Consider the following 12,312-nt stretch of genomic DNA (forward strand, 5'->3'; position numbering starts at 1 on the left):
CAGGGCGTCCGGCGCGGGAGTGTCCGGCAGGGGCCCGGAGACGTTGAGCAGGGCGTCCGTCGCACCCCCTTCGGAAGGTCCCCCGATGTCCGCTCCGCTCGCCGCCGCCCTGCTCCCGCTCGCCCTGTTGACGCCCGCCTCGGTACCGGCCGCGGCGGCGTCGGGCGCCTCCGGTGCAGTGGCCACCGCGGATGCGCCGGTCTCGGTCGTCGAGGCCGACTTCGACCCGGCGACGGCCTTCGTGCCGCCGACCGCGATCAGCCACGCGCCGGACCTGGTGCCGTACGGCTCGCACGTCCGCGTGGTGGTCGACCGCACCGTGCCGGGTCGGACGGTGCTGACGCTGACCGCGGCCGGGCTCGCCGCCGACCACACCTTCCCGGTACACCTGCACACCGGATCCTGCGGGGCCGACCCCGCTGCGTCCGGCCCGCACTACCAGGACGCCGTGGACCCGGCCCGGCCGTCCACCGACCCCGCGTACGCCAACGACCGCAACGAGCTGCGGCTGACGCTGCGCACCGACCACCGGGGCGGCGGCACCGCGGCCGCCACGGTGGCCTGGCAGCCCCGGCCGGGCGGGGCCCGCTCGCTGGTGCTGCACGCGGGTGACCCGGCCGGCCGGCACGCGGCGGGCGACCGGGCCGCCTGCGTGAAGCTGGAGCCGTGACGCCCCGGCCGGCGGGTCGGGCGGCAAGGTCGGCCGGCGGATCGGGCAGCGGGTCGGGGCTGCGGGGGTCGTAGCTGCTGGGTCGCCGGGCTGCGGGGTCGCGGGGTTGTGAGACGTGGTCCGGCTCAGGCCCCGAGGGTGGCGACCAGGACGGCCTTGATGGTGTGCAGGCGGTTCTCCGCCTGGTCGAAGACGACGGAGTGCGCCGACTCGAAGAGCTCGTCGGTGCACTCCAGCTCGCTCATCCCGGTCGCCTCGTGCATCTGCCGCCCGACCACCGTGCCGAGGTCGTGGAAGGCCGGCAGGCAGTGCAGGAACTTCACACCGGGGTTTCCGGTGGCCCGGACGGTGTCCATCGACACCTGGTACGGCTTGAGCAGCGCGATCCGCTCGGCCCAGACCTCCTTGGGCTCGCCCATCGAGACCCAGACGTCGGTGTAGAGGAAGTCGGCGCCGGCCACGCCCGCGTCCACGTCCTCGGTCAGGGTGATCCGGGCGCCGGTGGTCGCGGCCAGGTCCTGCGCCGCCTTCTGCACGTCCTCGGCGGGCCAGATGGCGCGCGGCGCGACGATCCGGATGTCCATGCCGAGCAGCGCGCCGGTGACCAGCAGCGAGTTGCCCATGTTGGAGCGGGCGTCCCCGAGGTAGGCGAGGGCCACCTCGGTGAGCGGCTTGGTGGTGTGCTCCCGGACGGTCAGCACGTCGGCGAGCATCTGGGTGGGGTGCCACTCGTCGGTGAGGCCGTTCCAGACCGGCACGCCGGCGTACTCGGCCAGCTCCTCGACGATCTCCTGGCCGTGCCCCCGGTACTCGATGCCGTCGAACATCCGGCCGAGCACCCGGGCGGTGTCCTTGATGGACTCCTTGTGGCCGATCTGCGAGCCGGCCGGGTCGAGGTAGGTGGTGGTGGCGCCCTGGTCGTGGGCGGCGACCTCGAAGGCACAGCGCGTCCGGGTGGAGGTCTTCTCGAAGATCAGCGCGATGTTCTTGCCGCGCAGCCGGGGCTGCTCGGTGCCCGCGTACTTCGCCGCCTTGAGCTGGGCGGCCAGGTCCACCAGGAAACGGAACTCCTGGGGCGTGAAGTCGAGCTCCTTGAGGAAGTGCCTGTTCCGGAGGTTGAACGCCATGCCGGGCTCCTGGGTGTCGGGGGCGGGAACGGGAAGCAGCAATTGTATACGACACCCGGAATTTATATGCAAAGAGCGTCGCGGAGCGGTCCGGCACGGGGGTGTGCCGGGCCCCGCGGGCTTTCCGCGGGGCCCGCTCCATCCTCGTCGCCTGCGGCCGCCACCTGAGAGCCTCGGCGCCTCCATGCCTCGCGGGCCCGGAGACGCCCGGGCCGGGGGCTTGCGGGCCCGGACGCCCGGGCTCGCAGGCCCTCGCGCCTAGAGACGCGGGTCGACGGGCTCCGACTCCAGCGCCAGCACCGCGAACACCGGCTCGTGCACCCGCCACAGCGGCTCACCCGCCGCCAGCCGGTCCAGCGCCTCCAGGCCGAGCGCGTACTCGCGCAGCGCCAGCGAGCGCTTGTGCCCGAGGAAGCGCTGACGCAGCTGGTCAAGGTAGTGGGTGTAGTCCGGACCGTAGATGATCCGCAGGTACTCGCGGCCACGGACCTTCACACCCGGCTGGATCAGCCCGCCCGGGCGCCCCTGCCCCGCCTCGCCGCGGACCAGCGACGCCAGCGGCTTGACCACCATGCCCTCGCCACCGGCCGCGGTCAGCTCCTCCCACCAGGCCACGCCCGCGGCCACCGATGCCTCGTCGGTGGTGTCCACCACCAGCCGGCCGGTCCGGTGCAGCACCGGCGCCTGCGGCTCGGCCGCGTGGTCCGCCCCGACCAGCCCGTCGATCCAGGCGAGGTGCTCGTCGTGCGGGCGCACCGCCAGGTTCACCCCCTCGGCGGCGAGCACCTGGAACGGCGCCAGCCGGATCCCCGACAGGCCCTCCGTCGGCCAGCAGTACCGCCGGTACGCCTCGGTGAACGCCTGCGCGTCGACGGCGCGCCGACGCTGGCGCTCCGTCAGCCCGGCGAGGTCCAGCCCGCGCCCGGCCGCCTGCTCCAGCGCGGCCAGCACCTCCGGCAGCGCCGCGCCCGCCGCCGCCCCGACCGCCGCGTACTGGCGGCGCAGCAGCTCGGCGGCCTTGAGCGACCACGGCATCAGCTCGGCGTCCAGCAGCAGCCAGCCGGTGCCCAGCTCGTCGAAGAGCCCCGAGCGCTCGGCGGCGGCCCGCAGCCGCCCCAGGACCGCGGCGGTCAGCTCGTCGTCACCGAGGAACGCCCGGCCGGTCCGGGTCCAGATCGCACCCGGCCCGGGCAGGCCGAACCGCTTCTCCAGCGCCGATTCGTCCCGGGCCACCAGCACCACCGCGCGGGAGCCCATGTGCTTCTCCTCGCAGATCACCTGCCGGACGCCGTCCTCGCGGTAGGCGAAGAAGGCCTCCTCCGGGTGTTCGAGGTAGCCGGGGCGGCGTGAGGTCGCGCTCGGTGCCATGGTCGGCGGCAGGTAGGCGAGCAGCCGCGGGTCGATCGCGAACCGGCTCATCACCTCCAGCGCGGCCGCCGCGTTCTCCTCCCGAACGGCGACGCGGCCGTGCAGCGACGTCTCCACCACCCGGCGGCCCGCCACGTCGGCGAGGTCCAGCGGCCGGCCCTCGCGGGCACCCGGCGCGTCCGTGTGCATCGGGCGCACCGGCGCGTACCACTCCTGCTCGGCCTCCACGCTCACCAGTTCCCGCTCCGGGTAGCGCAGCGCGGTGAGGCTGCCGCCGAAGACGCAGCCGGTGTCCAGGCAGATGGTGTTGTTGAGGAAGCTCGCCACCGGCACCGGGGTGTGACCGTAGACCACCAGCGCCTTGCCCCGGTACTCCTCCGCCCACGGGTAGCGCACCGGCAGGCCGTACTCGTCGGTCTCGCCGGTGGTGTCCCCGTACAGCGCGTGCGAGCGCACCCGGCCGGAGGCCCGGCCGTGGTACCTCTCCGGCAGACCCGCGTGGCAGACCACCAGGGCGCCGCCGTCCAGCAGGTAGTGGCTGACCAGGCCGCGCATGAAGGCCCGGACCTCGGCGCGGAACTCCTCCGACTCCCCCGCCAGCTGGTCCAGCGACTCCTGGAGGCCGTGCGAGACGGTGACCTTCTTGCCGTCCATCGCCCGGCCGAGCTTGTTCTCGTGGTTGCCCGGTACGCAGACCGCGTGCCCGGCCGCCACCATGCCCATCACCAGGCGCAGCACGCCCGGCGTGTCGGGGCCGCGGTCGACCAGGTCGCCGACGAAGACGGCGGTGCGGCCCGCGGGGTGCGCGGCGTCCACCGGGCGGCCGGCGTCGTCCCTGGTCAGCACGTAGCCGAGACGGGCGAGCAGGGTCTCCAGCTCGGAGCGGCAGCCGTGGATGTCGCCGACGATGTCGAACGGGCCGGTGAGGTGGCGCAGGTCGTTGAACCGCTTCTCCGGCACGATCTCGGCGGCCTCGACCTCCGCCTCCCCGCGCAGGATGTGCACCTTGCGGAAGCCCTCGCGCTCCAGACCGCGCAGGGACCTGCGCAGCTCGCGGTTCTGGCGCGGGATCACGTGGGCCGGCAGCTGCCGGTCCGGGCGCGTCCTGTTCCGCTCGGCGCAGACGCCCGGCGGGACGTCCAGCACGATCGCGATGGGCAGTACGTCGTGTTCCCGGGCGATCCGGACCAGCTGCTTGCGGGCCTCCGGCTGCACGTTGGTGGCGTCCACTACGGTCAGCCGGCCGGCGGCGAGGCGCTTGCCGACGATGTAGTGCAGCACGTCGAAGGCCTCGGCGGAGGCCGACTGGTCGTTCTCGTCGTCCGCCACCAGGCCGCGGCAGAAGTCGGAGGAGATCACCTGGGTGGGGAGGAAGTGCTTGCGGGCGAAGCTGGACTTGCCCGCGCCGCTGGTGCCGATCAGGACGACGAGGGACACGTCGGTGACGGGGAGGCGGCGGGGCTTGGCGCTGGTGACCGGGGTCTCGCTCCTGGGGGCCTCGGCGTTGGGGACCTCGGTCTCCTGGGCCTCGACCTTGGGGGCTTCGGCGTCCGGGGCGGGGGCGTCCGTGGTGGGGGCGTCCGTGGTGGGGGCGTCCGTGGTGAGCTTCGGGGACTGTGCGTCGTCGGTCATCGGGTCTCGCCCCCTTCGGGCGTCGTGGTGGATTCGGCGGCCGTCACTTCGGTGGTTGTCACGTCGGTGGTTGTCACCTCGGTGGTTGTCACGTCGGCGGTTGTCACCTCGGTGGCTGTCACGTCGGCGGTCCCGGCGGTGCCGGGGTGGGTCGCGACGGTGGTCGTGGGCACGGGCGGCGTGCCTATGCGGAACAGCGCGAGCTGGGTCGGCGCGCCCACCTCGTCGTCCTCCGGGCCGACCGGGCGGATCACCACCGTGTAGCCGTACGCCTCCGCGACCCGCACGGCCCACGCCCGGAACTCGGCCCGGTCCCACTCGAAGCGGTGGTCGGCGTGCCGGACGTGACCGGCCGGCAGGCTCTCCCAGCGGACGTTGTACTCGACGTTCGGCGTCGTGACGACCACCGCCGCCGGACGGGCCGCCCCGAACACGGCGTACTCCAGCGCCGGCAGCCGGGGCAGGTCCAGATGCTCGATCACCTCGGAGAGCACGGCCGCGTCAAAGCCCTTGAGCCGCGCGTCCGTGTACGTCAGCGCGCCCTGGACCAGCTTGACCCTGGCCGCCTGGCGCTCCGTCATCCGCTCCAGCCGCAGCTTGCGCGCGGCCGCCGACAGTGCCCGGGCGGACACGTCCACGCCGAGCACCTCGGTGATCCGGGCGTCCTCGAGCAGGCTGCCGATCAACTCGCCCTGCCCGCAGCCGAGGTCGGCCACCCGGGCCGCCCCGGTCTCGGCAAGCGCGGCCAGGATCGCCGTACGGCGCTGCTCGGCCAGGGAGGGCTTCCGCTCCCCGGCGGGCTGCTCCGGCGACGCCGTCCCCTGCAGCGCGGTCTCCTGCGACTCCGTCCCCTGCGGCCCGGTCTCCTCGGCGGTGTCGTCGACCGCGTTGTCGATCTCCTCGACCTCGCGGTCGTCGGCCTCCGCCAGCCGGGCCAGCTCCAGCCGCTCCATCGCCCGCCGGGTGAGCGTCCAACGCCGGGACAGGTAGCGGCGCGCGATCAGGGCCTGCTCGGGGTGGTCCGCCAGCCAGCCCTCGCCGGCGGCGAGCAGCTTGTCGACCTCGTCCGGGGCGACCCAGTAGTGCTTGGCACCGTCCAGCACCGGGAGCAGTACGTACAGCTGCTGGAGCGCGTCCGCGAGCCGGACCTCCGTGGCGGACAGCTCCAGCCGGACATAACGGGACTCGCCCCACTCGGGGAACGCCTCGTCCAGGGGGATCGCCGATGCCTCGACCCGCCAGCCCAGCGGCTCGAAGAGCCGGCCCGCCATCGCGACACCGCCGCCGTCGCCGGCGCCGTTGGCCGGCACGGCGGGCAGCACGATCCGCAGCGGCCGGAGGACGTCCACCAGCCCGGGGCGGGCCTCGCAGACGCCCTTCATCGCCGTCCGGAACACCGTCCGCAACGCCACCGCGAGCAGCGAGGACGCCGCGTAGGGGCGGTCGTTGACGTACTGGGCGAGCGCGAAGTCCGGCGAGCCGCCGCGACCCTTGCCCCGGCCCTTGCGGACCAGCGCGATGGGGTCGACGTCGAGCAGCAACGCGGCCGTGCACGCCTCGTCGCCGGCCTCCGGGTAGAAGACGTGCGCCTCGCCGTGCGACGTGGAGAACTGCTGGACCTTGCCCGGGTGCTTGTGCAGCAGGAAACCCAGGTCGGTGGCCGGGCTCCCGGCAGTGCCTGTGGTGGAGATCGACATGAACACCCGCCCGAGTATTGCCCAGGACCTGCCCGCTGAGCACCGGGTTTTGCCCCGGCCCGGCCGTGCGCCGACCCGGCACCGGCCTCACGCGAGCCCGGCACCCGACCCGCACCCGACCCGCGTCTGCCGTTCGCACGGCTCCGGCGGTCGCGCCCGGCCCCGTGTCCGCCCGGTGAGCGTGTTCGGCACCGGCGGCCCGTATTCGTTAACGTGCACGATGTGACTGCAGAATCCACCTCCCTCGCAAACGGCGCCGTCGCCGCAGGTCTGGCCACCATCGCCGCCGACGGCACCATCCTCGACACCTGGTACCCCGCCCCCGCGCTGGCCGCCGAGCCCGGCCCGGCCGGCACCGTCCGCCTGACCGCCGAGCAGGCCGAGGCCGAACTGGGCGCCGGCGCGGCCGAGGCGCTGCGCACCGACGCCCGCCGCGGCGTCGAGGTGGTCGCCGTGCGCACCACGATCGCCTCGCTGGACGAGAAGCCGATCGACGCGCACGACGCCTACCTGCGCCTGCACCTGCTGAGCCACCGCCTGGTGCGGCCGCACGGCCAGAACCTCGACGGCCTCTTCGGTCTGCTCGCCAACGTGGCGTGGACCAGCATCGGCCCGGTGCAGGTGGACAAGGTCGAGCAGGCCCGCCTCGCGGTCCGCGCCCAGGGCGGCCGGCTCGCCCTGTACGGGATCGACAAGTTCCCGCGGATGACCGACTACGTCGCCCCCTCGGGCGTGCGCATCGCCCACGCGGACCGCGTCCGCCTCGGCGCGCACCTCGCCCCGGGCACGACCGTGATGCACGAGGGCTTCGTCAACTTCAACGCCGGCACCCTCGGCACCTCGATGGTCGAGGGCCGGATCAGCGCCGGCGTCGTGGTGGGCGACCACAGCGACATCGGCGGCGGCGCCTCGATCATGGGCACGCTGTCCGGCGGCGGCAAGCAGGTCGTCTCGGTCGGCGAGCGCTGCCTGCTCGGCGCCAACGCCGGCATCGGCATCTCGCTCGGCAGCGACTGCGTGGTCGAGGCCGGGCTCTACGTCACCGCCGGGACCCGGGTCACCACCCCGGACGGCAAGGTCGCCAAGGCCGTCGAGCTGTCCGGCCAGGACAACCTCCTCTTCCGCCGCAACTCCCAGACCGGCGCCGTCGAGGTCATCGCCCGCTCCGGCTCGTGGGGCGGCCTGAACGCCGAGCTGCACGCCCACAACTGACCTCCTTCACGCTTGAGGTTTTCGGGCCCCCGGTGCCGTGACGGCGCCGGGGGCCCGGTGTTTGCGGTGGAGGGTTCGCGTTTCGCTTCGCCGTTCTTCGGGGCTCCTCCCCCCACCCCCTCCCCCACCCCTCTCCCGCTTCCCACTCGCCGCTCGCCCGTCGCCGCGCACAACACACCACAGGCCGCGCGCCGCGTACCGCCCACCGCCCACCGCCCACCGCCCACCGCCCACCGCCCACCGCCCACCACGGTAGGCCTGCCACGGGGAGGTGCCCGGATCGGTCGGCCCCTGGAGGCCCGTCCCGGAGCGGCCCGGCACCGGGCAGGCCGGTGCCGAGCAGCCCAACGCCCTCCACCGGTGGCCCATCGGTGAGCGCTCACCGATGGGCCCCTCCGCACAGCACGCCGCCGGCACTCCGCGCGGCGCACCTCCGCCCGCCCGCCGCCTAGCCGAGGCGGTCGGCCGGCGGCAAGCCCAGATCACCCGAGAGGCTTACCGGCCACGGGAGTTGGACCGCATTGGGTGGTGGCCGGTGACCCGGTATCGGGCGGTTCGTTGGTTGCAGCGGCGGGGGCCCCTGCCCCGGTGGCGCGGTACCGCGCGCCGTGCCGCCCAGGCCGCCGAGCCACCGCCAGCCGCTTCACACCGCACTACCGATCCGAAGAGGTCCGCTCATGTCCGAACCCTGGTCCGAGGCATCCGCCGTGCAGCAGCATCCGGCACCCGACGCGTCGGCCGTGCCGGCCATTCCGAAGAGCCTGTTGGAACAGCTGCAGGAACTGCTCACCTCGGTGACCGCGGACCTCGCGGAGCTGCAGTCGTCCGGGACCCGGGCCTCTGACCGGCCGGGCGGCGGGCCGAGCCTGAGCACGAGTAACGGCCCATCCTCCTCGGACGCCTGAGGCTTCGACGGCGGGCTGGTCACCGCGGGCTCCGCCTGCTCCCGCTCGTACTCCCCGGCCGCCTGCCGGACCACCTGACCCAGCCGGGCGACGAGGTCCTTGCAGTCGGCGCCGGCGTCGACCCCGTCGATGCACGTCCAGTACAGGCTCTCGGTGTCCGCGCCGCAGGCCAGCACCACCAGCGTCTCGCCGACGTCCCGCAGCAGCGCCCCGAGTTCGGCCAGCACCGGGGGGAGCGGCCCGATTTCGGTGAGCCGCCCGGCCCGTCCGCCGACACCCAGCCCCAGGAGCGCGGACGAGTCCCCCGAGGAGTGGTCCAGGCACCCGGCCGCATGGCTGCCGGCCTCGGCGAGCTGCTGGCCGAGACCGGCCAGCTCACCGTCGTCCAGCTCGGCCAGCCGGGCGCCCACCGCCTCGGTGAGCAGCGCAGCCTGCCGCGCCTCGGCCAGCACGTCCGGCACGTTCCTGGCCTCGGCCAGGGCGTGCCGGGCCGTCTTGATCAGTCGTAGCGCCTCCATCGGCCGCCACCCCTTCCGCGCGTTCTCGCGGTGTCCGCGCGGCCGCTCGACCGCGTGGACACCTGGTCACGGCGAAAGCGTGCGCCCCAGGACGGACGGGCGCAGCCGTCTCCTCAGAACCTGTGGACAACCCGGGGGGTGTGGATAACTTCCGTCCCTCACAAGGGTGATTCGCTCACGTCCTGCTTGACGCCGGGCCGTTCCCCGGTTACCCGGGCCGTTGCCGGGGCTGTTCCCCGGGCGGTTCCCCGGCCGGCCGTTCACCCTCGTTCTCCCCCGGTTCCCTCCCCCGACTCCTCCACGAGCCCCTCCCCCGTCCCTGTCCCACGCCCCTCCCCTGTCCCACGCCCCGCGCCGGGCACCGGGAAGCGCAGCTCGTTGCGCTCGATCTTCGCGGCCAGGGCGGTCAGCGGGTCCACGCCGACCGCCGTGCAGAACTGCAACAGGTAGGCGAGGACGTCGGCCACCTCGTCCCGCACCCGGTGTGCGTCGTCGGGCTCGGACATCACCGACGCGGCCTGCTCGGGCGTGAGCCACTGGAAGATCTCCAGCAGCTCGCCGGCCTCCACGCTCAGCGCCGCCGCCAGGTTCTTCGGCGTGTGGAAGGGCTCCCAGCCGCGTGCCGCGGCGAAGTCCGTCAACCGCTGCCGCAGGCTCTCCAGGGTCGGGCCCGCCGGGCCCGTGACTCGTTCACTCACCCTCCACGTCTACCGCATCCGCAGTCGCAGCCCCCACAACGGGTACGGCACCCGGCACGACCGCCCCGGCGCCCCGTGCGCCGCCCTGGGCCGGCACCCGCGCCGTCTCGGTCCGCAGCACGGTGTGCCCGGAGTCGGGGTCACGCCGGCACTCGACCAGCGCGACCCCGGGCGGCAGCTCGCCGGCCCCGCCGAGCGCCTCCCGGGCCGCGGCCGGCTCCTGCAACGCGCCGAGCATCCGCAGCTGGTGGCGCCCGGACATGTCGCGGGCCAGTCGCAGCAGCGAGGCGGTCTGCTCGGTGCCGAGCCCTGCCCCGAGGTCCTCGGCGAGCACGGTGAGCTGCCGGCGCGCCCAGGGCACCTCGGTGGCCACGTCCAGGTCCAGGACGTCGGCGCCGGTGAGCAGCACGGCGGCGAACGCGAGGTGGCGCAGCATGCCGTCGGAGGCCTGGTCGGCTCCGGTGCGGCCGAGGACGCCTTCGTCGAAGACGACGAGGACGCGTTCGCCGGCCCCGGTGCCGCGGCGGGCGAGGTCGAGTCCGAGCAGGGGGTGCGGGGCGGCGGACTGGACGACGCGGAGCAGCTGGCCGTAGCGGCGGGTGCACTCGTTGCTGAGCCGGGCGATGACGGCGGAGATGTTGGCGGCGGTGCTGAGCAGCCTGGCCTGCGGGTCGGGGCGGGCCCAGTCGCGCATCAGGGCGGGCACGGGATGGACGGGAAAGACCTCGCGCAACGCGGTGAGCAGGTGCTCCGCGGCGGTGAGCACCTTGCGTTCGCCGGGCGAGGAGCCGGCGACGCGCAGCGGGATCTGCGCGGTGATCAGGGTGGTGCTGGTGAAGGGCGCGCGGATGTCGCCCTGCCGGGTGTCGTTGTGCCAGCTGACGTTGATCCGTCGGTTCCGGAGGTCCTGCTCGCCGGTTTCGACGAGGGTCCGGCCGTCGAGGGTGAGCTGTTCGCGGGCGATCCGGACGGGGCCGTCGGTGCGGATGACGACTTCGAGGCCGATCGGCCCGTCGCAGGAGCGGACGGTGCAGCCGAGGATGAGGGCGTTGCGGCCGTGCGGCACGCAGCCGGCCAGGCCGCCGCGGACGGCGGTGGCGAGCGGGCCGCGCCGGCCGGGGAGGCCGTCGAGGGAGTCGGTGATCTCCTCGCCGAGGGCGAGGCGAGAGAGGACGGCGAGGGCGTCGAGGGCGTTGGACTTGCCCACACCGGCCGGTCCGTGCAGCACGGTGAGGGGCGCGAGCGGCAGGGTGGCGCGCCGGTAGGACTTGAACGAGGTGAGCCGGAGTTCCTCCACGGTGGGGCGCTGTGCGGGCGGCCGTCCGGGGTCCGAGGTGCGCTGCTGGGCGTGGGCCGGCACGGCGGGCCGGGTGGCGTCGCGGTTCACCCGTCGGACGTTAGCCGCAGTCCTCGCGGCAGAAACGTGCCTGCTCAGCAGATTCATCCCAACGAGGTGAGCGGTCCCCGCAGCGGACGCCACCCCGGGAACGCCCAGCTCGTCCCCGGCCTCCGGCCCCCGGCAGCTCAGCCTCAGCCCGCGGCGTCCCCGACCCCGCCGACTCTGCCCGCCCCGGTAGCGCGTCCCCGGCCTCCGGCGGCTCAGCCTCGGCCCGCGCCGGCTCGACCCCGCCCCCGGCAGCTCACCGCCGGTAGGCGGCGACCGTCACGGAGGCGGTCACCTCGACCGGGTCGGGCAGTTCGGCGAGCCGGGCGGCCAGCCGCTGCGGATCGGTGTGCCAGGCGCTCGGGCCCATGCCGACGACGGTGCGGACGTCGGCGGCGGCGAGCCGCATGGTGAACTCGACCTCCTGCCGCCCGGCCGGTGTGAGGTGGGGGCCGAGCTTCTCGTCGATCCGGCGCTGCTTCTCCTCGTCGACCGAGAGCAGTCCGAGTCCGGCGACGAGTTCACGCAGGTGGCGCGGGGTGGGCGAGACCAGCAGCAGGGTGCCGCCGGGGCACAGCACGCGGCGGATCTCGGGGCCGTTGCGCGGGGCGAAGACGTTGAGGACGAGCCCGGCGGCGCCGTCCAGCAGCGGCAGCGGGCGCCAGGCGTCGCAGACGACGGCGCCGATCCGGGGGTGGGCCTTGGCGGCGCGGCGCAGCGCGTACTTGGAGATGTCGAGGGCGGCGCCGGGCCGGCCGGGCAGGGCGTCGAGGACGTGGGCGATGTAGTGGCCGGTGCCGGCGCCGAGGTCGGCGACGAGGCCCTCGGGCGAGGCGGCCGAGGCCGCGTCGGCGAGGGCGTCGGCGATCGGGCGGTAGTGGCCGGCGGCGAGGAAGTCGCTGCGGGCGGCGACCATGTCGGCGGTGTCGCCGGTGCCGGTGTGGGCGTCACCGGCGAGCAGGCTGACGTAGCCCTGCTTGGCGATGTCGAAGCTGTGCCCGCCGGGGCAGCGCAGGGTGCGCCCCTCGGGGGTGAGCGCCTGCGCGCAGTGCGGGCAGGCCAGGTAGGGCTCGATGTCCTGCAGCAACGTCCGTCTTCTCT

Annotated in this window: 9 protein-coding genes; 2 read left to right on the forward strand and 7 right to left on the reverse strand. The window is 74.5% G+C overall.

What is annotated here, in order from left to right:
• Nucleotides 1–85: 85 nt before the first annotated feature.
• Nucleotides 86–670, forward strand: a complete 585-nt coding sequence (locus J5Y04_RS35110) for a superoxide dismutase family protein (RefSeq protein ID WP_209416588.1) — start codon at nt 86–88, stop codon at nt 668–670.
• A gap of 125 nt (nt 671–795) precedes the next feature.
• Here the strand turns inward: J5Y04_RS35110 and argF are convergent, their stop codons facing one another.
• The 3 genes from argF to J5Y04_RS35125 form a co-directional block, all read right to left on the reverse strand.
• A complete protein-coding gene (gene argF, locus J5Y04_RS35115) occupies nt 796–1,797 on the reverse strand; it encodes an ornithine carbamoyltransferase (protein ID WP_209416589.1) in 1,002 nt (333 codons plus the stop codon).
• A 258-nt stretch (nt 1,798–2,055) separates the two neighbouring features.
• Entirely contained in the window at nt 2,056–4,797 is a 2,742-nt protein-coding gene (locus J5Y04_RS35120) for a polynucleotide kinase-phosphatase (protein WP_209416590.1), read from the reverse strand.
• Nucleotides 4,794–6,500 carry a 3' terminal RNA ribose 2'-O-methyltransferase Hen1 gene (locus tag J5Y04_RS35125; protein WP_209416591.1) on the reverse strand — a complete coding sequence of 569 codons (1,707 nt, stop codon included), beginning with the start codon at nt 6,498–6,500 and terminating at the stop codon, nt 4,794–4,796. The genes J5Y04_RS35120 and J5Y04_RS35125 overlap by 4 nt, the downstream gene beginning before the upstream one ends.
• Before the next feature lie 216 nt (nt 6,501–6,716).
• Between J5Y04_RS35125 and dapD the strand changes: the two genes are divergently transcribed.
• The gene (gene dapD / locus J5Y04_RS35130) at nt 6,717–7,706 is read left to right on the forward strand and encodes a 2,3,4,5-tetrahydropyridine-2,6-dicarboxylate N-succinyltransferase (RefSeq protein WP_374106175.1); all 990 of its coding nucleotides are present in this window, start codon (nt 6,717–6,719) and stop codon (nt 7,704–7,706) included.
• Nucleotides 7,707–8,349: 643 nt separating this feature from the next.
• Here dapD and J5Y04_RS35135 read toward each other — a convergent pair.
• The 4 genes from J5Y04_RS35135 to J5Y04_RS35150 all read right to left on the reverse strand — a co-directional run bounded on the left by J5Y04_RS35135 (nt 8,350) and on the right by J5Y04_RS35150 (nt 12,298).
• Nucleotides 8,350–9,129 carry a DUF6099 family protein gene (locus tag J5Y04_RS35135; RefSeq protein WP_209416593.1) on the reverse strand — a complete coding sequence of 260 codons (780 nt, stop codon included), beginning with the start codon at nt 9,127–9,129 and terminating at the stop codon, nt 8,350–8,352.
• Nucleotides 9,130–9,389: 260 nt separating this feature from the next.
• Entirely contained in the window at nt 9,390–9,782 is a 393-nt protein-coding gene (locus J5Y04_RS35140; RefSeq protein ID WP_245206103.1) for a nucleotide pyrophosphohydrolase, read from the reverse strand.
• 37 nt (nt 9,783–9,819) lie between these two features.
• On the reverse strand, nt 9,820–11,214 hold the full coding sequence (locus tag J5Y04_RS35145; protein WP_209416594.1) for an AAA family ATPase: 1,395 nt from the start codon (nt 11,212–11,214) through the stop codon (nt 9,820–9,822).
• Between the two features lie 253 nt (nt 11,215–11,467).
• Nucleotides 11,468–12,298, reverse strand: a complete 831-nt coding sequence (locus J5Y04_RS35150) for a putative RNA methyltransferase (RefSeq protein ID WP_209416595.1) — start codon at nt 12,296–12,298, stop codon at nt 11,468–11,470.
• Nucleotides 12,299–12,312: the final 14 nt, after the last annotated feature.

The organism is Kitasatospora sp. RG8 (assembly GCF_017813315.1).
Classification (GTDB): Bacteria; Actinomycetota; Actinomycetes; order Streptomycetales; family Streptomycetaceae; genus Kitasatospora.